General features: G+C 60.8%; 19 protein-coding genes. 6 read left to right on the forward strand and 13 right to left on the reverse strand.

Going from position 1 to position 19,437, the window contains the following annotated elements; translation table 11 throughout:
• Positions 1 to 198: 198 nt before the first annotated feature.
• The 9 genes from hflC to ACTD9P_RS10335 all read right to left on the reverse strand — a co-directional run bounded on the left by hflC (position 199) and on the right by ACTD9P_RS10335 (position 9,649).
• Positions 199 to 1,065 carry a protease modulator HflC gene (gene hflC, locus ACTD9P_RS10295; protein WP_017138460.1) on the reverse strand — a complete coding sequence of 289 codons (867 nt, stop codon included), beginning with the start codon at positions 1,063 to 1,065 and terminating at the stop codon, positions 199 to 201.
• Entirely contained in the window at positions 1,065 to 2,243 is a 1,179-nt protein-coding gene (gene hflK / locus ACTD9P_RS10300) for an FtsH protease activity modulator HflK (protein WP_017138461.1), read from the reverse strand. The genes hflC and hflK overlap by 1 nt, the downstream gene beginning before the upstream one ends.
• Before the next feature lie 96 nt (positions 2,244 to 2,339).
• Positions 2,340 to 3,641, reverse strand: a complete 1,302-nt coding sequence (gene hflX, locus ACTD9P_RS10305) for a ribosome rescue GTPase HflX (RefSeq protein ID WP_017138462.1) — start codon at positions 3,639 to 3,641, stop codon at positions 2,340 to 2,342.
• Positions 3,642 to 3,653: 12 nt separating this feature from the next.
• Positions 3,654 to 3,914, reverse strand: a complete 261-nt coding sequence (gene hfq, locus ACTD9P_RS10310; RefSeq protein WP_003188059.1) for an RNA chaperone Hfq — start codon at positions 3,912 to 3,914, stop codon at positions 3,654 to 3,656.
• A 93-nt stretch (positions 3,915 to 4,007) separates the two neighbouring features.
• On the reverse strand, positions 4,008 to 4,979 hold the full coding sequence (miaA, locus tag ACTD9P_RS10315; RefSeq protein WP_438867631.1) for a tRNA (adenosine(37)-N6)-dimethylallyltransferase MiaA: 972 nt from the start codon (positions 4,977 to 4,979) through the stop codon (positions 4,008 to 4,010).
• Entirely contained in the window at positions 4,979 to 6,892 is a 1,914-nt protein-coding gene (gene mutL / locus ACTD9P_RS10320) for a DNA mismatch repair endonuclease MutL (RefSeq protein WP_438867632.1), read from the reverse strand. Before mutL ends, miaA begins: the two co-directional genes overlap by 1 nt.
• Positions 6,892 to 8,313 (reverse strand): N-acetylmuramoyl-L-alanine amidase, encoded by a 1,422-nt coding sequence (locus ACTD9P_RS10325; RefSeq protein WP_438867633.1) that lies wholly within the window; start codon positions 8,311 to 8,313, stop codon positions 6,892 to 6,894. Before ACTD9P_RS10325 ends, mutL begins: the two co-directional genes overlap by 1 nt.
• A 17-nt stretch (positions 8,314 to 8,330) precedes the next feature.
• Complete coding sequence (tsaE, locus tag ACTD9P_RS10330; RefSeq protein ID WP_438867634.1) at positions 8,331 to 8,801, reverse strand: tRNA (adenosine(37)-N6)-threonylcarbamoyltransferase complex ATPase subunit type 1 TsaE; 471 nt, start codon at positions 8,799 to 8,801, stop codon at positions 8,331 to 8,333.
• A complete protein-coding gene (locus ACTD9P_RS10335; protein WP_438867636.1) occupies positions 8,789 to 9,649 on the reverse strand; it encodes an NAD(P)H-hydrate dehydratase in 861 nt (286 codons plus the stop codon). Before ACTD9P_RS10335 ends, tsaE begins: the two co-directional genes overlap by 13 nt.
• Before the next feature lie 63 nt (positions 9,650 to 9,712).
• Here ACTD9P_RS10335 and queG point away from each other — a divergent pair, with 63 nt between their 5' ends.
• Positions 9,713 to 10,777 (forward strand): tRNA epoxyqueuosine(34) reductase QueG, encoded by a 1,065-nt coding sequence (gene queG / locus ACTD9P_RS10340; RefSeq protein WP_438867637.1) that lies wholly within the window; start codon positions 9,713 to 9,715, stop codon positions 10,775 to 10,777.
• Here queG and ACTD9P_RS10345 read toward each other — a convergent pair.
• Entirely contained in the window at positions 10,774 to 11,391 is a 618-nt protein-coding gene (locus ACTD9P_RS10345; protein ID WP_169986743.1) for a trimeric intracellular cation channel family protein, read from the reverse strand. The two genes, queG and ACTD9P_RS10345, sit on opposite strands and share 4 nt — an antisense overlap.
• A 191-nt stretch (positions 11,392 to 11,582) precedes the next feature.
• On the reverse strand, positions 11,583 to 12,125 hold the full coding sequence (orn, locus tag ACTD9P_RS10350) for an oligoribonuclease (RefSeq protein ID WP_056860533.1): 543 nt from the start codon (positions 12,123 to 12,125) through the stop codon (positions 11,583 to 11,585).
• Between the two features lie 107 nt (positions 12,126 to 12,232).
• On the opposite strand from orn, the gene rsgA reads away from it, so the two are divergent.
• Both rsgA and ACTD9P_RS10360 read left to right on the forward strand, forming a co-directional pair.
• Entirely contained in the window at positions 12,233 to 13,264 is a 1,032-nt protein-coding gene (gene rsgA / locus ACTD9P_RS10355) for a small ribosomal subunit biogenesis GTPase RsgA (RefSeq protein WP_003171340.1), read from the forward strand.
• A 286-nt stretch (positions 13,265 to 13,550) separates the two neighbouring features.
• Entirely contained in the window at positions 13,551 to 13,946 is a 396-nt protein-coding gene (locus ACTD9P_RS10360; RefSeq protein WP_438867638.1) for a type II toxin-antitoxin system PemK/MazF family toxin, read from the forward strand.
• A 62-nt stretch (positions 13,947 to 14,008) separates the two neighbouring features.
• Here the strand turns inward: ACTD9P_RS10360 and motB are convergent, their stop codons facing one another.
• Positions 14,009 to 15,028, reverse strand: coding sequence for a flagellar motor protein MotB (motB, locus tag ACTD9P_RS10365; protein ID WP_438867639.1), 1,020 nt, complete (start codon positions 15,026 to 15,028; stop codon positions 14,009 to 14,011).
• A gap of 3 nt (positions 15,029 to 15,031) precedes the next feature.
• The gene (motA, locus tag ACTD9P_RS10370; protein ID WP_003217532.1) at positions 15,032 to 15,883 is read right to left on the reverse strand and encodes a flagellar motor stator protein MotA; all 852 of its coding nucleotides are present in this window, start codon (positions 15,881 to 15,883) and stop codon (positions 15,032 to 15,034) included.
• Between the two features lie 166 nt (positions 15,884 to 16,049).
• Between motA and ACTD9P_RS10375 the strand changes: the two genes are divergently transcribed.
• From ACTD9P_RS10375 to asd, 3 genes are read left to right on the forward strand one after another with little or no spacing between them, the layout of a single operon-like run.
• Positions 16,050 to 17,585 carry an HDOD domain-containing protein gene (locus tag ACTD9P_RS10375; RefSeq protein ID WP_438867640.1) on the forward strand — a complete coding sequence of 512 codons (1,536 nt, stop codon included), beginning with the start codon at positions 16,050 to 16,052 and terminating at the stop codon, positions 17,583 to 17,585.
• Between the two features lie 57 nt (positions 17,586 to 17,642).
• Positions 17,643 to 18,458 (forward strand): rhodanese-like domain-containing protein, encoded by an 816-nt coding sequence (locus tag ACTD9P_RS10380; protein ID WP_438867641.1) that lies wholly within the window; start codon positions 17,643 to 17,645, stop codon positions 18,456 to 18,458.
• 15 nt (positions 18,459 to 18,473) lie between these two features.
• Entirely contained in the window at positions 18,474 to 19,334 is an 861-nt protein-coding gene (gene asd, locus ACTD9P_RS10385) for an archaetidylserine decarboxylase (protein ID WP_438867642.1), read from the forward strand.
• Positions 19,335 to 19,437: the final 103 nt, after the last annotated feature.

Consider the following 19,437-nt stretch of genomic DNA (forward strand, 5'->3'; position numbering starts at 1 on the left):
CGACGTGACGAACGGCCTGCCAGCGGCCTCGTCGGGCACTTTCCTCGAAAAACCTGTGGCGTCTGCCGAATCAAACATGCAGACGCAAAAAAGCCGGGAATTTCCCGGCTGCCGCATCATACACCCGTTTTCTGAAAGGATCACCCCGCCAGGCATTTTAGCCGCCCGACGGAGTGCGCCCTAAAGTCACAGGCTTGGTTACTTGGACTTTTCCAGGTAGCGGAAGAAGTCGCTGCTTGGGTCCAGCACCATGACGTCGGTTTTGTTCGCGAAGCTTTCACGGTAGGCACGCAGGCTACGGTAGAACGCGTAGAACTCCTGGTCCTGGCCGTAAGCCTTGGCGTAGATCGCCGCAGCCTGGGCATCACCATCACCACGGGCCTCTTCAGACTCGCGATAAGCCTCTGCCAGCAGTACACGGCGCTGACGGTCGGCATCCGCACGGATCCCTTCAGCCAACTCGTTACCTTTGGCGCGATGCTCACGGGCTTCACGCTCACGCTCGGTGCTCATACGCTCGAACACGCTGCGGTTCACTTCCTTCGGCAGATCGATAGCCTTGACCCGAACATCAACCACTTCGATGCCCAGCTCTTTTTCTGCCATCGTGTTCAGCGAACGGGTGATGTCAGCCATCAGCGCATCACGTTCACCCGATACCACCTCGTGCAGGGTGCGTTTACCAAACTGGTCACGCAGGCCCGATTCCAGACGACGCGACAAACGCTCGTCGGCAATCTGCTTGAGGCCGGAGGTCGCGGTGTAGAAGCGCTCGGCATCCTTGACGCGCCACTTGGCGTAGGCGTCAACCATCACGGCTTTCTTTTCCAGGGTCAGGAAGCGCTGTGTCGGTGCATCCAGGGTCATCAGGCGGCCGTCGAACTTGCGCACCTGGTTCACGTAGGGGACTTTCACATGCAGGCCCGGCTGGACATCCGCCTGCACCACACGACCGAATTGCAGCAACACCGCGCGCTCGGTCTGAGACACGATGTAGAAGCAGTTCCAGGCAGCGATGACCACGACGACGCCCACAATCAGGGCGGTCAGCGATTTATTGCTCATCAACGACTCTCCCTGGTACGTGTTTGCTGTTGCAGCAAGTCAGCGGCCGCACGGGCGCTCGCTTCGTTGGCAGCGGCATTCGAGCTGCTCGACGGTGCGCTGGTGCCGCTACGACCACCTTCGATCATCTTGTCCAGCGGCAGGTACAGCAGGTTGTTCTGCCCACCTTTGCTGCCGGTCACGAGAACCTTGCTGGTGTTGCTGAAGACTTCCTGCATGGTGTCCAGGTACAAACGCTCACGCGTGACTTCCGGAGCCTTGCGGTACTCGGCAACCAGTTTGGTAAAGCGGTCCGCCTCACCCTTGGCGCGGGAGACCACTTCGTCGCGATAACCGTTGGCATCTTCAAGGATGCGCTGGGCCTGACCACGGGCTTCCGGCACGACGCCGTTGGCGTAGGTTTCAGCCTGGTTGCGCGAACGCTGCTCGTCTTCACGGGCGCGGATCACGTCATCAAAGGCTTCCTGCACTTCGCGCGGTGCCGCTGCGCTCTGTACGTTCACCTGAGTCACCGTGATGCCGGTGCGATAGGTATCGAGGAACCGTTGCAGGCGCTCCTTGATTTCGCTGGCCATCAATTCACGACCTTCGGTCAGCACCTGGTCCATGGCGGTGGAACCCACCACGTGGCGCAGGGCGCTTTCGGTTGCGTGTTGCAGGCTGATTTCCGGCTGATCAACGTTCAGCACGAAGTCCTGCAGGTTGCTGATCTTGTACTGCACGGTCAGCGGCACTTCGACGATGTTCTCGTCTTCGGTCAGCATCTGGCCCTGCTTGGTGTAGGCACGCTCACGCGTGACGTTCTCCATGTACTTCTTGTCGATCGGCGGGAAATAGATGTTCAGGCCTGGCCCGACAGTCTCGTAGTACTTGCCGAAGCGCAGCACCACGGCCTGCTCCTGCTCGTCCACCACGTACACGGCGCTGTACAGCCACACGGCTGCGAGCACGACAAGCCCAAGGCCCAGCAGGCCGTAGCCGCCGCCCTTGCTTGTGCGACCGCCGTCGTCACCACCACCGCGTTTTTTTCCACCACCGAACAACCCATTCAGGCTTTCCTGCAGCTTTCGGAAGGCCTCGTCGAGATCTGGTGGCCCCTTGCGGTCGCCATTATTGCGGCGTTTACCACCCCAAGGATCCTGATTATTCGAGTTGCCACCCGGCTCATTCCAAGCCATAGCGCTCTCCATCTGATAAAGCAAAGACGCACCCACGGCGCGCCGACCAATGCTACAGAATGCCTGCTACTGCGGCACAACCGCTTTCGGAGGCTTTTATTGCAAAGTGTGTTGTTCGATGAACTCCGTCGGTACTACACCTTCACGGCTGACCAGCCGATTCAGCTCCGAGCGCGGCAATCGAACGGCCAGCAAGCTGACACCTTCTTCGTCGTATTCTTCTTTCTGTACGGCGCCCAGTTCGAAAAACTGTGCACGCAGTCGAGCAAAACGTTGCGGCAAGCGCAAGGTGCCGACAAACAAATCGCTGCCCAACAACTCGGCAATCGCCTGTTCAAGCAACTCCAAACCACTACCATCGCGCGCCGACAGCCAGACCCGCTGGGGCTTGCCGTCTTCATCGCGCTGGATTTGCGGCTCAACGCCCTCAAGCAAATCGAGTTTGTTATAGACCTCAAGGATCGGCAAGTCCTGTGCACCAATCTCGCCCAGCACCACCATCACCTGCTCGATCTGCAGCATGCGATCCGGTTCGGCCGCATCGATCACGTGCAACAGCAGGTCGGAATTGCTCGACTCTTCGAGCGTAGACCGAAACGCTTCGACCAGCTTGTGCGGCAAGTGACGAATGAAACCTACGGTATCGGCAAGGACAATCGGCCCCAGGTCGTCGATGTCCAGACGGCGCAAGGTCGGGTCGAGGGTCGCGAACAGTTGGTCGGCCGCGTACACGTCGGATTTCGTCACGTTGTTGAACAGCGTGGATTTGCCGGCGTTGGTATAGCCCACCAGGGACACGGTAGGGATGTCCGCACGCGAGCGGCCACGGCGTGATTGTTCACGCTGGCTGCGTACTTTTTCCAGGCGCCCCTTGATCTGGCGCAGGCGTACCCGCAGCAGACGTCGGTCGGTTTCCAGCTGGGTTTCACCCGGGCCGCGCATGCCGATGCCACCACCTTGACGCTCAAGGTGAGTCCAGCCACGCACCAGCCGGGTGCTCATGTGGTCAAGCTGGGCCAGTTCTACCTGGAGCTTGCCTTCATGGGTACGGGCGCGCTGGGCGAAAATATCGAGAATCAGACCGGTGCGGTCGATCACGCGACACTCGAAAACACGTTCGAGGTTACGTTCCTGACTGGGCGTGAGGGTGTGATTGAAGATCACCAGATCGGCTTCTTCGGCGTGAACCAGGTCGCGCAGTTCCTCGACCTTGCCGCTGCCAATCAGGTATTTGGCGGTTGGCCGATGACGCGGTACGTTAAAAAACGCAACGGTCTCGGCGCCGGCCGAATTTGCCAACTCCTGAAACTCCTGCGGATCTTCGCGCGCCTCAGGGTCCTGTCCATCCAAGTGAACGAGGATTACTCGCTCACCACCACCGTGGCGCTCAAAGAACAAAGGAGACTCCTATCAGGCGTTACCTGGCTCAGCGTCACCCTGTTCATCACCTGCTGCGCTAGGCAGACGGATTGGACGAACTGGAACGACTGTCGAGATAGCGTGCTTGTAAACCATCTGGCTGACGGTGTTTTTCAGCAGGATCACGAACTGGTCGAACGATTCGATCGTGCCCTGCAGCTTGATACCGTTGACCAGGTAGATGGAAACCCCAACTTTCTCTTTACGTAAAGTATTCAAGTAAGGGTCTTGTAGCGAATGCCCTTTTGACATGTGCCGCACTCCTTTAAGGATCAATAATAAAATTCGGAAAATAGATAGCTCATGGCCGTCACACCCCCAAGGATAGACGGCAATTGCAAGGACTCAGCTCAATATGGAGACCGATCCCAAGTATTTCAAGGCGCGTGACAGATTGTCGCTGTCCAGGCTGTCCAACCAGTGCAAATCGCTCCAGTTGCGCAGCCAGGTGAACTGGCGCTTCGCCAATTGGCGCGTGGCAATGATGCCGCGCTCCTGCATTTCGGCTGACGTCAGCTTGCCATCCAGATGTTCCCAGACTTGGCGGTAGCCTACAGCACGTATCGAAGGCAACCCGGCATGCAGGTCACCTCGGGAACGCAGTGCTACGACCTCGTCCACAAACCCCTGTTCCAACATAATTGTGAATCTTTGTGCAATTCGTTCATGCAACACCTGGCGATTTGCCGGAGCAATGGCCAGATTCGCCACAGTATAGGGCAATTGTGACTGTCCAGATGCGCCTGCATCAGCACTTTGCGCAGTTTGTTTCAGCCTGTGTTCAGTCATGGTCTGGCCGCTCACCCGCCAGACTTCCAGGGCGCGACTGAGGCGCTGGGGGTCATTGGGGTGAATGCGCGCAGCGGAAACCGGGTCAACGGCCGCCAACTGGTCGTGCAGGGCTTGCCAGCCGAGGCGTGCAGCCTCTTCCTCAATTTCGCCGCGCACCTGGGCGTCGGCCGCCGGCATATCCGCCAAGCCTTCCTGCAAAGCCTTGTAGTAGAGCATCGTACCGCCCACCAGCAGCGGAATATTGCCCCGCGCGGTGATTTCGGCCATGGCGGCCAGGGCGTCGGTACGGAAATCGGCGGCGGAATAACTCTCGGCCGGGTCGATGATGTCAATCAACCGGTGTGGATACTGTGCCAACAGTTCTTTTGAAGGCTTGGCGGTGCCGATGTCCATGTCCCGGTAAACCAGGGCAGAGTCGACACTGATCAGCTCGCAGGGCAGCACTTTGGTCAACTCGATGGCCAGGTCGGTCTTGCCGGCGGCCGTAGGGCCCATCAGGAAGATGGCGGGGGGCAAGGCACTCATCAACGGCCGCGCAAGAACAGTTTGTCCAAGTCGTCCAGGCCCATTTGGGTCCAGGTCGGTCGGCCATGGTTGCATTGCCCGCTGCGCTCGGTGTTTTCCATGTCGCGCAGCAAGCCGTTCATTTCCGGCAAGGCCAGGCGGCGGTTGGCACGGATTGCACCGTGGCAGGCCATGGTGCCGAGCAGTTCGTTGATATGCGCCTGGATGCGGTCACTGGTGCCGTATTCCATCAGGTCGGCCAGCACGTCGGCCACCAGGCGATTGGCTTCGGCTTGCTTGAGCAAGGCGGGAATCTGGCGAATAGCCAGGGTTTCCGGGCCCAGGCGTTGCAGTTCGAAGCCCAGTTTCTGGAACACACTGTGGTGTTCCTCGGCGCAATCGGCCTCACGCTGGCTCACCGCCAGGGATTCCGGCACCAACAACGGCTGGCCGCTCAGACCTTCACTGGCCATGGCGATCTTCAAGCGCTCGTACATGATCCGCTCGTGGGCGGCGTGCATGTCCACCAGCACCAGGCCGTGGGCGTTTTCGGACAGGATGTAAATGCCCTTGAGCTGAGCCAGCGCATAACCCAAGGGCGGAATATCACCGCCGCCGTCTGGCAACGCCACAGCGCCCGGCTCGGCCCCCGGCAGCGGTGCAAAAAATTCGCGATAGGCGGCCTGGGCCTCAGCTACCGGCACAGCCGACTGCGGACGTGGCGTGTATTGGTACTGATAACCCGCGCCCGAACCGGAACCCGGCGCCGTATAGGAAGGCTGCGGCTGCGGCGATTGCAGCAGGTTGGCGGCCAGGCTCATTTCGCCCTGAGGGCCAAACTCGCCGGCCTCCGGACCGCTGGGCCTTACCACCGCCGTCACAATCGGCGCAGACAACTGATCATCCGGGCGCACATCGCCCAAGGCGCGGTGCAGCGTGCCGTAGAGGAAGTCATGCACCATGCGCCCGTCACGGAAACGCACTTCGTGCTTGGTTGGGTGCACGTTGACGTCGACCACCGACGGGTCGACCTCAAAGAACAGTACAAATGTCGGATGCCGCCCGTTGAACAACACATCGCGATACGCCTGGCGCACCGCGTGGGCCACCAGTTTGTCGCGTACCGCACGGCCATTCACAAAGAAATACTGCAAGTCCGCCTGACTGCGGGAGAAGGTCGGCAAGCCCACCCAGCCCCACAGCCGCAAGCCATTGCGCTCAATCTCAATTGGCAACGCCTGCTCCAGGAAGCCTGCGCCGCAGATCGCCGAGACCCGCCGAGCACGCGCAGCGTCGTCATGGGCTTCGTGCAGGCTGAGGATGGTTTTGCCGTTGTGGCGCAAATGAAACGCCACATCAAAGCGCGCCAAGGCCAGACGCTTGATGACTTCTTGCAGGTGATCGAATTCGGTTTTTTCGGCCTTGAGGAATTTGCGTCGCGCGGGCGTGTTGAAAAACAGGTCGCGAACTTCAACCGAAGTCCCCACCGGATGCGCGGCCGGCTGCACACGGGGCGCCATGTCACGGCCTTCGGTTTCCACCTGCCAGGCTTGCTCGGCGCTGCGAGTACGCGAAGTCAGGGTCAGGCGCGCTACGGAGCTGATGGAGGCCAAGGCCTCACCACGAAAACCCAGGCTCATTACCCGCTCAAGGTCTTCGAGGTCACGAATCTTGCTGGTGGCGTGACGCGCGAGAGCCAGCGGCAGGTCATCCGAGGAGATCCCACTGCCGTCATCGCGCACCCGCAGCAGCTTGACGCCGCCCTGCTCCACATCGACGTCAATGCGCTTCGCACCGGAGTCGATGCTGTTTTCCAGCAACTCCTTGATCACCGACGCCGGGCGCTCAACCACCTCACCCGCGGCAATCTGGTTGGCGAGGCGCGGGCTGAGCAGTTCGATGCGTGAACCGCTATTCAAAACCGATTCGCTCATTACTGCGCCGCCAATTCAGTGCCAGGGATGGTCAACACCTGGCCGACTTTCAATTCATCGGTCTTCAGGTTATTGGCGCTGCGCAAGGTCGCGGCCGATACCTGGAAACGCACGGCCAGCATGGCCAGGGTGTCGCCGGGCTGCACGCGATGGTCACGCGGGCCTTGGGCGATTTTGCCGGAATCACGCAGCCAGGCAATGTAGGTGCCCGGCGGCGGGTTCTGCTGGAAGAACTGGCGAATACCGGCGCTGATCGAACGCGCCAGCGCCTGCTGGTGGCTGGAACTGGCCAATTTCGAGGCTTCATTGGAGTTGGAGATAAACCCGGTTTCCACCAGGATCGACGGGATATCCGGCGACTTCAACACCATGAACCCAGCCTGCTCCACGCGCTGTTTGTGCAGGGACGTGACGCGGCCAATATTGCTCAGGACTTTCTGGCCGACGTTCAAGCTGGAGGTCAGCGAAGCGGTCATCGACAGGTCGAGCAATACGCCGGCGAGCATTTTGTCTTTGTCGTCGAGGGATACGTTGCCGGCCCCGCCGATCAAGTCGGAACGGTTTTCGCTGTCCGCCAGCCAGCGTGCGGTTTCGGACGTAGCGCCACGGTCCGACAAGGCAAATACCGAGGCACCGAAGGCCGCTGTAGACGGCGCGGCGTCGGCGTGGATCGACACGAACAGATCGGCGCCCTTCTTGCGGGCGATTTCGGTACGGCCACGCAGCGGGATGAAGTAGTCGCCGGTACGGGTCAGCTCTGCGCGGTAGCCTTTCATGCCATTGACCTGGCGCTGCAGTTCACGGGCGATGGCCAATACCACGTCCTTCTCATGCTGGCCGCGCGAGCCGGAGGCGCCCGGGTCTTCACCACCGTGGCCGGCGTCGATCACCACAATAATGTCGCGTTTGCCCGCAGGCGCCGGTGGTGGCGGCGGCAACTTGACCTGCGGCTGCGCCGGGTTGACCGGCACGGCCGGCACCGTCGCAACACTCGGGGTTGGCGCAGGCGACGGGTTGGCATCGGCGGGGTTGTCGAACAGGTCGACCACCAGCCGGTTGCCGTATTGGGCATTAGGCGCCAGTACGAAGCTTTTCGGGGTCACGGCCTTTTTCAGGTCGATGACCACACGCAGATCGGTCGGCGTGCGCTGGGCCGAGCGCATCGCGGTGATCGGGGTATTGGCGGTGGAGACTTTCAGCGGCGCGCCGAGGGTGGCACCGTTGATGTCGATTACCAGGCGATCGGGCGCCGTCAGGGTAAAGACGCTGTGCTGGACCGGGCCAGACAGGTCGAACACCAGTCGCGTGTTATCCGGCGCTCGCCACAGGCGAACACTTTTCACCTGTGAAGCAGCCAGAGCATTGAAAGTCATTGCCGCAAGCAACACCCCTACGACAGCAACCATCGCGCGAAAGCGCATACCTAACCCCACCAATTTTATTTGAATTCCAATGCCAGGGCCGCGCACCAAGACTGGCCTCGCGCACTCTGGGGCAACAACTTCAGCTGACGTCCATGCTCATGCGGCGTAATGGTAATGGTCAGGTCCGGCTTTGGCAAAAAGCCTGTGCCTTTATCTGGCCACTCGATCAGGCACAGTGCATCTTCATCGAAGTAATCACGGATGCCCATGTACTCCAGTTCTTCGGGATCGACCAGCCGATACAGGTCAAAGTGAAAGGCGCGAACTGCACCGATCTCGTAGGGTTCGACCAAGGTGAACGTCGGGCTTTTTACCGCGCCCGCGTGGCCCAGCCCACGAATAATCCCCCGCGACAGCGTGGTTTTGCCCGCGCCCAGGTCGCCTTCAAGGAAAATCAGCCCCGCGCCGGCCGTAACCTGGGCAATACGCTGACCCAACGCGACCATGGCGTCTTCATCAGCCAGAAAAAGGCTTACTTCAGGCACGGCGACTGCTCCTCCAGCAATTGACGAATGGCGGGTATCAAGTCGCTGGCGGCCAGGCCGCGACCATAAGTGCCTTGGCGATCCCCCGCCGTGGCGTGCAACCACACGGCCAGGCAGCTTGCCTCATAGGCGAGCATGCCTTGGGCCAGCAATGCACCTACCAAGCCGCTCAACACATCCCCCAAACCGGCGGTCGCCATCGCCGGGTGGCCTTGGTCACAGCGCGAAACACGACCGTCCGGGCTGGCAATCAAACTGCCAGCACCCTTGAGGATAGCCACTGCATTGAATGTCTGGCTTAAAGCGCGCGCCACGTTAAGGCGATCGGCCTGAACCTCGGCTGTCGTGATGCCCATCAACCGCGCCGCCTCACCGGGATGCGGCGTGATTACGCTGTTGGCCGGCAGGTTTACACCGCCTGCGGCCAGCTGGTTCAAGGCATCGGCATCCCAGACTTGCGGCTGCCGGGCGTTGGCGGCAACCGACAGCAGGCTTTTGCCCCAGGACGCTGCGCCCAGGCCGGGCCCGATAACGATCACCGAGATTTTCTCCAGCAGCCCAATCAACTGATTGGCTGAACTCACGCCGACGGTCATCACCTCCGGCAAGCGTGCGAGTGCAGCCGGCACGTGTTCCGGGCGAGTCGCCAACGAAACCATGCCCGCGCCACTGCGCAAGGCGCTTTCGGCGCTGAGCAACGCAGCACCGCCAAAGCCATGGTCGCCGCCGATGACCAGCAGGTGGCCGAACTGGCCTTTATGGGCGTCCGGGGAACGTGCAGCCAGTTGCGGCAAATGCCCGTGCAATAGCGGCTGTACGTCGGTAATTGTGTGTTTTGTCTGCGGCATGCGTCTTCAAGCTCCGATGTCTGGCAGAATTATACGCATCTAACCTGTGGTTTCCCGTGTCTCATGCCCGCAATTACTTCCGATCTGTCCGCCCTCGCCCAATCGATCAAAGACTGGGGCCGCGAGCTGGGCTTTCAACAAGTCGGCATCAGCGGCCTGGACCTGGCCGAGCATGAGCAGCACCTGCAACGCTGGCTCGACGCGGGCTACCACGGCGAGATGGAATACATGGGCGCCCATGGCAGCAAACGCTCGCACCCCGAAGAACTGGTGCCGGGCACCCTGCGCGTGGTCTCGCTGCGCATGGATTATCTGCCAGGCGACACGCAAATGGCGCAGTTGCTGGCCAAGCCAGAAAAAGCCTACATCTCCCGTTACGCCCTGGGCCGCGATTACCACAAGCTGATCCGCAAGCGCGTGCAACAGCTGGCCGACCGTATCCAGGCACAGATCGGCCCGTTTGGCTTTCGGGCCTTTGTCGACAGCGCGCCCGTGTTGGAAAAAGCCATTGCCGAACAAGCCGGCCTGGGCTGGATCGGCAAAAACACCCTGGTACTCAATCGCAAGGCCGGCAGTTACTTCTTCCTCAGCGAACTGTTTGTCGATTTGCCCTTGCCGGTGGACGCGCCCCACACCACCGAGCATTGCGGCCGCTGCACCGCGTGCCTGGATATATGCCCCACCAATGCCTTCGTCGGCCCTTATGTGCTCGACGCGCGGCGCTGCATTTCCTACCTGACCATCGAACTCAAGAGTGCGATCCCCGAGGACCTGCGCCCACTGATCGGCAATCGGGTGTTCGGCTGCGATGACTGTCAGATCGTTTGCCCGTGGAATCGTTTCGCCCGATCCACGGCCGAGAGCGATTTCAAGCCACGGCACAATCTGGATAACGCAGAACTGGCCGAATTGTTTATGTGGGACGAGGATAAATTCCTCAGCAGCACCGAAGGCTCGCCCCTACGCCGCGCCGGTTATGAGCGCTGGCTGCGCAACCTGGCAGTGGGCCTGGGCAACGCACCGTCGAGCATCCCGGTGCTCGAAGCCTTGAAAGCACGCCGCGATTATCCGTCCGAGTTGGTGCGTGAACATGTGGAATGGGCGCTCAACCAGCACGCTACGCGCTAGTGCACGTCGTCGTTGTAGACGAACTTGGGCATTTCCCAGTGAAAACGGATCGCCAGCAGGCGTAATAAAAAGCCGCTGAACAAGGTCAGCAAAATCGCCTGCTCGCTGGGTAGTTGCAGATACAGGCACAGCATGTAGAACCAGGCGGCGAGGAACGACACGCTGGCGTACAGCTCACGACGAAAGATCAACGGAATGTCGTTACAGAAGATATCCCGCAGGATGCCGCCGAATACGCCCGTGATCACGCCGCTGACCGATGCCACCAGCATGCCGTGGCCCATTTCCAAGGCAGTCATGCAGCCGATCAGGGTAAACGCCACCAGGCCCAAGGCGTCCAACGCCAGGAACAGCGAGCGCAGGCGGCGCATCAGCGGCGCAATAAAGATCGTCACCAATGCCGCGATGGAGGTCAGCACCAGGTATTCCGGGTGTTTGACCCAGGTCAGCGGGTAATGCCCCAACAGCACATCGCGCACCGAACCACCGCCCAGCGCGGTGACGCAGGCGATCAGCACCACGCCAAACCAGTCCATGCCACGGCGCCCGGCGGACAGCGCGCCGGTCATGGCTTCAGCGGTGATGGCGATGAGGTAGAGCATCAACAGCATGATGGCGATCCTTGCAAATAGGCGCGCATTCTAATCATTGGGTGATGGCACCAAAAGGGGGCGCATGGCGAAAGACCGTGTCGCGCCCTTCGCGAGCAAGCCCGCTCCCACATTTAACCGCATTCCAAAGGTGGAACTCGGTTAAATGTGGGAGCGGGCTTGCTCGCGAAGGCGCCAGGCCAGGCACCAAAGATTCAAGCCTTGATGAAATGCTTGCGGTAATGCTGCAACTCGGCGATCGACTCGCGAATATCATCCAGCGCCAAATGCGTGCTGCCCTTATGGAAGCTGTCCTTAACCTCCGGCGCCCAGCGCGCCGCCAGCTCTTTCAAGGTGGACACATCCAGGTTGCGGTAGTGGAAGTAGCTTTCCAGCCCCTTCATGTGCGTATAAAGGAAGCGACGATCCTGGCAGATGCTGTTACCACAGATCGGCGACTTGCCCTTGGGCACCCACTTTTCAAGGAAGGCGATGGTTTCAGCTTCGGCGTCGCGCATGCTGATACGGCTGTCGCGCACGCGCTGGGTCAGGCCGGAGTTGCCGTGGGTGCGGGTGTTCCACTCGTCCATGGTGGCCAGCACGGCGTCGCTGTGGTGGATGGCGATCACCGGACCTTCGGCCAAGGTATTGAGGTTGCTGTCGGTGACAATGGTCGCCATCTCGATGATGACGTCGGTGTCGGGGTTCAGACCGGTCATTTCCAGATCGATCCAAATCAGGTTCTGTGGGTTTTGCATGGCTTGATTCTCTTGGCCCTTGGCTTAGCTGCGCAGTTTAGCAGGCGGGGGCGTGCTAGACTCGCGACCGTTTTACCCAACCTTTGCATTATCGACACGGAACACCAATGGCCAAACGCCAGCTCAATCGCCGCCAAAACTGGCGCATCGAAAAGATTCAAGGTGAACGCGCCGCTCGCGCCGCCAAACGTGAATCCTCCGCCGTGGAAGCGCTCGAGGGCGGCGACCTGGGGCCTGAACAAACGGGCCTGGTGATCGCGCACTTTGGTGTGCAGGTCGAAGTCGAGGCGCTCGAAGGCGAACTCGCAGGTTCGGTGTCGCGCTGCCACCTGCGCGCCAACCTGCCTGCGCTGGTCACCGGCGACAAGGTCGTGTGGCGTGCCGGCAACCAGGGCATCGGCGTGATCGTCGCCCAACTGCCGCGCACCACCGAACTGCGCCGGCCCGACAGTCGTGGCCAGCTCAAGCCAGTGGCGGCCAACGTCGACATGATCGTGATCGTGTTCGCACCGTTGCCCGAGCCGCATGCCAACCTGATCGACCGCTACCTGGTCGCAGCCGAGCATGCCGGCATTCGCCCGCTGCTGTTGCTGAACAAATTCGACCTGATCGACGAACAGAACGCCCCGGCGCTCAACGCATTGCTGGCGGTCTACCGCACGCTGGGTTACCCGGTACTGGAAGTGTCGGCGCATCACGGCAATGGCATGGAACAGCTGCAACAGCAGTTGGACGGGCGCATCAGCGTGTTCGTCGGCCAGTCGGGCGTGGGCAAGTCGTCGCTGGTCAACAGCCTGCTGCCGGAAGTCGACACCCGCGTTGGCCCGCTGTCGGAACTGTCCGGCCAGGGCACGCACACCACCACCACCGCGCGGCTGTTCCACTTCCCCGGCGGCGGTGAGTTGATCGACTCCCCAGGCATCCGTGAATTCGGCCTCGGCCACGTCAGCCGCAGTGATGTGGAAGCGGGCTTCATCGAGTTCAACGACCTGATCGGCACCTGCCGCTTCCGCGACTGCAAACACGACCGCGAGCCGGGCTGTGCGTTGCTCAAGGCCCTGGAAGATGGGCGTGTGCAGCAGCAGCGAATGAACAGCTATCGGTCGATTATTGCGAGCTTGCCGGAGAGCAGCTATTAACGATCCATGTCTTGATACACATAAACCAGGGTACTGAGCGCCCTAGTCCATTGATTTAATGGGAGCAGGCATCAAGAATCCGGACCTACTGGGTGGCTCATACGCACAAGCCAGCTTGTATTCGGATTTCTCGATGCGCATAATTGCTCCGTCACCAGCGAAAGCTGGCAGGAGTCTGGATCCTTTTCGGGGTTGATCCAGCGGCGCAGAAGGGGCGAAGCAAGCTCCACTGCGCGTCGAATGAAGCCGCCTTCGGGCGGCTTTGCTTTTTGTGGGGCATTAACATTTGGCTCTCTACTATCACCCCAAACAAGGCGATGTGCTGCTCTGCGACTTCACCCGAGGCTTTGTGGCTCCGGAAATGCTGAAGATCCGCAAGGTCGTAGTGATATCGCCCACAGCTACTCACAACCGCAAGCTGTGTACCGTAGTGCCTATTTCGTCTACCGCTCCCGATATCCAGCACGACTGGCACCACTTGCTGCGCACCAACCCACTTCAATCCGACGGCTATAAAGAGCTATGGGTGAAGTGCGACATGATTTACACCGTCAGCTTCGAGCGTCTCGACAAACTGCACAGAAAGACTCGCGCCAAGGGCCGGGAGTACTTCGTGCCGCGCCTGTGTGTGGAGGACATGCGAGGTGTCATCAGCGGGGTCAAAGCCTACCTTCCTCTCTGAACACAAATAAAAACGCCCCGACATAGTCGGGGCGTTTTCATTTACAACGAAAAAAAGACGGCTTACGAACCGGGCGCAGGCGCAGTCGGGTCTTTCACCCCGCCGTCATCAAACAGGTTCAGCTTCTGCCGCAGCTCATGCGCCGGCAACGGCTCCTGCCCTGGCGGAATGGCATTCGGGTCTGCCGGCACTTCACCCGGTGCGCCTTCGCCCTGGGCCGGTGCCGCAGGTGGCGGCTGATCACCTTCAATCGCACGTTGGGCTTTTTTAGTCAGCACCACGATATCGATACGGCGGTTGATCGGGTTGAACGGGTCTTTAGGGTCAAACAACTGCGAAGACGCGAACCCCACTACGCGCGCCACTTGCGGGTCGGGATAGCTGCCTGCCACCAGCGCACGGCGGGCGGCGTTGGCGCGGTTGGCCGAAAGCTCCCAGTTGCCGAAGTCGCCCTGGCCCGCATAGGGCTTGGCGTCGGTGTGGCCGCTGATGCTGATCTTGTTCGGCACCGCCTTGATGGTGTCGGCCATGGCCAGCAGGATATCTTCGAAGTACGGCTTCAAGCGCGCACTGCCGGAGTCGAACATCGGCCGGTTGGCGGCGTCGGTGATCTGGATGCGCAAGCCTTCCGGGGTGATTTCGAAGGAAATCTGATCCTTGAATTTGAGCAATTGCGGGTTTTCTTCGACCTTGGTCTGCAGTTCCTGCAGCAGCAACTCCAGGCGCTCTTTTTCAACCTGCTCGGCCATGCTCTCGACGGTTTCGCGCTCGATCGGGATGTTTTCCTGCGGCGACTCGGTCTTGACCTCGGGGTTGATGGTGCGCTCAGGCGCCAGTTGCGGCGAGCCGCCCAGGTCGATCACGAAGGGCGTGCCGCTTTCCGAAAAACCAATCGGGTCTTTGAAGTAACCGGCGATGGCGATCTTCTGCTCGGGCGTGGCGGTCGACATCAGCCACAGCACCAAGAAGAACGCCATCATCGCCGTGGCAAAGTCGGCGAAGGCGATTTTCCAGGCGCCACCATGGTGCCCCGCAGCGAAGCGCTTGACGCGCTTGATGATTATCGGCTGGTTGTTTTCCATGACTTAGCGACCGCGAACCGCTTGTTCCAGCTCGGCAAAACTTGGGCGATGTTTCGGGTACAGCACCTTGCGCCCGAACTCCACCGCCAGCGATGGCGGCATGCCGGACGCTGAAGCCACCAGGCAGGCCTTGATCGCTTCGTACAAATTCACTTCTTCCTTGGCATCGTGGGCCAGGGACGTGGCCAATGGGCCGAAGAAACCGTAGGCCGCGAGGATACCGAAGAAGGTCCCGACGAGGGCCGCGCCCACGTGCATGCCGATGGCCTTCTGGTCGCCTTCACCCAGGGATGCCATGGTCACCACGATACCGAGTACCGCCGCGACGATACCAAAACCGGGCATGCCGTCGGCAATGCCGGTCACGGCGTGAGAAGGGTGTTCCAGCTCTTCCTTGAGGCTGAACAGCTCCATGTCGAACAGGCCTTCGAGCTCGTGCGGGGCCATGTTGCCGGAGGACATGATGCGCAGGTAATCACAGATATACGCGGTCATGCGCTCATCTTTGAGCACGGCCGGGTACTTGGCAAAAATCGGGCTGGCGGCGGCGTCTTCGATGTCGCCTTCGATGGCCATCATGCCTTCGCGGCGGCTCTTGTTGAGGATCTCGTAGATCAGCCCCAGCACCTCAAGATAAAAGGTATGGGAGAAGCGCGAGCTGAACATGCCCAGCGACTTCTTGATCACGTGCATGGTCATGTAGCCAGGGTTGGCCTGCAGGAAAGCACCAAACGCGGCGCCACCGATGATCAGCACTTCGAAGGGCTGGATCAGCGCGGCAATTTTACCGTGGGACAGGACGTACCCACCGAGCACACTTGCGATGACGACGATGATGCCGATAATTTTAGCCATAGGAGATTGGTACTTGCGCCGTCGGGTTCATGGACATAGTGGGTGCTGCAGAAAACTCTTGTTCTACTTATCGGCAAAACTGCGCCAGACTATAGCCCGTTAAGGCGAAAAGCCAATTCGGCCCGTTCCGGGTGTGTTGAACGCAAGTGATGATCGCGCCCCAATCATGGCAAACGAAACGACAGTTCCAACGACAAAACCCACCACCCTCGCCGCTTGGATCAAGCGCCTGGACGATGTGCTGCTGCCTGTTCCTCAGGCTAGTCACGAACGCGTGTGCAAGGCCATCCGCGACAGCCGTAGTTCATTGCGAGATATTGCCGAACTGATGCAAAACAGCCCGGCGCTGGTGCTCAGCGTGATGCGCGAAGCCAACAGCCAGACGCACGGCAGCCTCTCGGGGCCGGCAGAAAACCTCGAAGTGGCACTGAACCGCCTGGGCCTTAAACGCGCCGAAGAATTGCTCACGCGCCTGCCCGCGGTGCCGGAAAAAGACATCCCGGTGGCCTTGCGCCAATTGCTGCTGGTGAGCCAGCACGCCTCACAGCAAGCCAACGGTTTGTTCGCCAGCCGCCTGGCGCGGCTGTGGCAAGACATCCATTGGGGCAGCCTGCTGTTTCTGTCGCCACTGTGGCCGCTGGCCGTGGCCTACCCCAAGCTGCTGGAAGAATGGGAACTGCGGGTGATCCACAAAGGCCAGTCGGCGCGCAAGGTCGAGCAGGAGCTGTTCGGTGTACGCTTGCTCGACCTGTGCCTGGGCTTGACCGAAGCCTGGCACCTGCCGATATGGGTATCCCAGGGCTACAACCTGCTGCTGACCGAACAGCGCTTGCTGGTCAAGGCGTTGCACATCGCCCGCGAAGATGACGCGTTGCGCCAGCAGCAATTGCTCGATGCCGAACCCAACCTGCGGCGCTGGCTGAACCAGCCCGCCAATACCGTGCTGCTGGCCAACGGCCTGGCGATGTCGGCCCAGGAATCCTGGACCTGCCCACACACCGAGCGCTGGCAATACCTCACTGCGCTGTACCTGCAAGCGCCGCTGTGTGAGGTGCAGCAACAGGTTCATCAACAAGCGGTCACCAGCGCGCGCACCACCTTGATGCCGGACCTCTGGCACCCGGCGCTGTCGCTGATCTGGCCGTGGCATGTGCAAAAAGTCCATCGCGGCCTGCTGCCCGCACCACCGCCCACGGCCGAAGCATTGGCCGTGTGGCGCAAGCGCTGCACCGAATTGCTGGTCGAGCCGAGCCGCTTTGCCAACGCCATGCACTTGACCACCTGCGCCAGGGAAGCCTTGGTCGCCAGTGGCATGCAGCGCGTGCTGCTCTTTATGGCCGACCGCGCCCTGAGTACCTTGCGCGTGCATCAGGCCGACGGTTTGCCAAAGGAGGCTGCCAACCTGAGCCTGGACGTCGTCAACAGCACGCTGCTGCAGCGCCTGCTGGAAAAGTCCGCCCAGGTACGCCTCACGCCCGACAATCACGCGCAATTTTCCGCGTTGCTGCCGCCGATCCTGCGCCGCTGGTTTACCGGTGAACACCTGTTGCTACGCTCTCTGAGCTGCAATGGCCGCGTGGTGATGCTGATGGTCGCCGACCAGGGCGGCGGGCCGTTCTCGGAAACCACCGTGCAGGCCTTCGGCAAAACCGCTCAATGCATCGAGAAAGCGCTGCACAGCTTTACCAACCGCAGCGCCTGATGCTTGCGCTACAATCGCCGTCCTTTATCGCCAACATTTGTGCCCAGGAGACCTCACATGCCTGACTTCTCTGGCTTGCCGCTGGTGATCGAATCCAGCGACCTGCATGGTCGCCTGGATGCCGAACACTTGATTCTGGTGGACCTCACCAGTGCCGCCCGCTACGCCGAAGGGCATATCCCCGGCGCGCATTTCGTTGACCCCAAGCGCACCCAATTGGGCCAGCCACCGGCACCCGGCTTGCTGCCGCACAAGGCCGATCTGGAAAAGCTGTTCGGCGAACTGGGCCACACCCCGGACGCCACTTACGTCGTCTATGACGACGAGGGCGGCGGCTGGGCCGGGCGCTTTATCTGGATGCTCGACGTGATCGGCCACCAGAAATACCACTACCTGGACGGCGGCCTGCTGGCCTGGCTGGACGAAAAACACCCGGTATCCACCGAAGTGCCCACCCCGGTTGGCGGCCCGGTCAGCCTCACGCTGCACGACGGCCCCACCGCCACCCGCGAATACCTGCAAAGCCGCCTTGGTGCAGCCGACCTGGGCATCTGGGACGCACGTGGCCCGCTGGAGTACTCCGGCGAGAAAGTGCTCGCAGCCAAGGGCGGGCACATCCCCGGCGCCGTCAACTTCGAATGGACTGCCGGCATGGACAAGGCGCGCAACCTGCGTATCCGCCGCGACATGCCGCAGATCCTCGAAGACCTCGGGCTGACCCGCGACAAAGAAATCATCACCCACTGCCAGACTCACCACCGCTCTGGCTTCACCTACCTGGTGGCCAAGGCGCTCGGTTATCCGCGAGTCAAAGGTTATGCCGGTTCCTGGGGCGAATGGGGCAACCACCCCGACACCCCCGTCGAGATTTAAGGTTTAAGGACAGTTATGAAAAAGCAGTTGTTTATCCTCAGCCAGTACTTGCTGCCGCACCACTTGCTGTCGCGCCTGGCCGGCTGCATTGCCGAGTGCCGCGTGCGCTGGTTCAAGAATGCCTTCACAGCCTGGTTCGCCAAGCGCTACCAAGTGGACATGTCCCAGGCGCTGGTCGAAGACCTCACCGCCTACGAGCACTTCAACGCCTTCTTTACCCGCGCCCTCAAAGACGGCGCCCGCCCGCTGGATGAAACTCCAGGCGCGGTGCTGAGCCCAGCCGACGGCGCGGTCAGCCAACTTGGCCCGATTGAACACGGTCGGGTGTTCCAGGCCAAAGGCCATAGCTTCAGCGTGCTGGAATTGCTGGGGGGCGATGCGGCGCTGGCTGCACCGTTCATGGGCGGTGATTTCGCCACCATCTACCTGTCACCGAAGGACTACCACCGCGTACACATGCCTTTGGCCGGCACGCTGCGCGAGATGGTCTATGTGCCGGGCCGGATTTTCTCGGTCAACCAGACCACTGCCGAAAACGTACCGGAACTGTTTGCGCGCAACGAACGTGTTGTCTGCCTGTTCGACACCGAACGCGGCCCGATGGCTGTGGTGCTGGTGGGTGCGATGATTGTGGCGTCGATTGAAACCGTATGGGCCGGGTTGGTGACGCCGCCGAAGCGCGAGCTGAAAACCTTCCGCTACGACGAAGCCGCACGCGCGCCGATTCACTTGGAGAAAGGTGCTGAACTGGGCCGCTTCAAGCTGGGTTCGACCGCCATCGTGCTGTTCGGACCGGATCAGGTGAAGTGGGCAGAAGAACTGGTGGCGGGTACGCCAGTGCAAATGGGCCAGGGTATCGCCGCACCTAAAGCCTGATTCAAGCTTATTGAAGATCAAAATGTGGGAGCGGGCTTGCTCGCGAATGCGGAGTGTCAGTCGACAGATTCAGTGGCTGACCCACCGCATTCGCGAGCAAGCC

Source organism: Pseudomonas onubensis, assembly GCF_965653655.1.
GTDB lineage: Bacteria > Pseudomonadota > Gammaproteobacteria > Pseudomonadales > Pseudomonadaceae > Aquipseudomonas.

Excerpts from the sequence above, each read along its gene's own strand:
- orn (WP_056860533.1), bottom strand. The coding sequence starts at position 12,125 with ATGCAAAACCCACAGAACCTGATTTGGATCGATCTGGAAATGACCGGT.
- queG (WP_438867637.1), top strand. The coding sequence starts at position 9,713 with ATGCCCGCAATTACTTCCGATCTGTCCGCCCTCGCCCAATCGATCAAA.
- ACTD9P_RS10325 (WP_438867633.1), bottom strand. The coding sequence starts at position 8,313 with ATGCGCTTTCGCGCGATGGTTGCTGTCGTAGGGGTGTTGCTTGCGGCA.
- hflK (WP_017138461.1), bottom strand. The coding sequence starts at position 2,243 with ATGGCTTGGAATGAGCCGGGTGGCAACTCGAATAATCAGGATCCTTGG.
- mutL (WP_438867632.1), bottom strand. The coding sequence starts at position 6,892 with ATGAGCGAATCGGTTTTGAATAGCGGTTCACGCATCGAACTGCTCAGC.
- miaA (WP_438867631.1), bottom strand. The coding sequence starts at position 4,979 with ATGAGTGCCTTGCCCCCCGCCATCTTCCTGATGGGCCCTACGGCCGCC.
- motB (WP_438867639.1), bottom strand. The coding sequence starts at position 15,028 with ATGGAAAACAACCAGCCGATAATCATCAAGCGCGTCAAGCGCTTCGCT.
- ACTD9P_RS10335 (WP_438867636.1), bottom strand. The coding sequence starts at position 9,649 with ATGCCGCAGACAAAACACACAATTACCGACGTACAGCCGCTATTGCAC.
- hflC (WP_017138460.1), bottom strand. The coding sequence starts at position 1,065 with ATGAGCAATAAATCGCTGACCGCCCTGATTGTGGGCGTCGTCGTGGTC.
- rsgA (WP_003171340.1), top strand. The coding sequence starts at position 12,233 with ATGGCCAAACGCCAGCTCAATCGCCGCCAAAACTGGCGCATCGAAAAG.
- ACTD9P_RS10375 (WP_438867640.1), top strand. The coding sequence starts at position 16,050 with ATGGCAAACGAAACGACAGTTCCAACGACAAAACCCACCACCCTCGCC.
- ACTD9P_RS10380 (WP_438867641.1), top strand. The coding sequence starts at position 17,643 with ATGCCTGACTTCTCTGGCTTGCCGCTGGTGATCGAATCCAGCGACCTG.
- hfq (WP_003188059.1), bottom strand. The coding sequence starts at position 3,914 with ATGTCAAAAGGGCATTCGCTACAAGACCCTTACTTGAATACTTTACGT.
- motA (WP_003217532.1), bottom strand. The coding sequence starts at position 15,883 with ATGGCTAAAATTATCGGCATCATCGTCGTCATCGCAAGTGTGCTCGGT.
- asd (WP_438867642.1), top strand. The coding sequence starts at position 18,474 with ATGAAAAAGCAGTTGTTTATCCTCAGCCAGTACTTGCTGCCGCACCAC.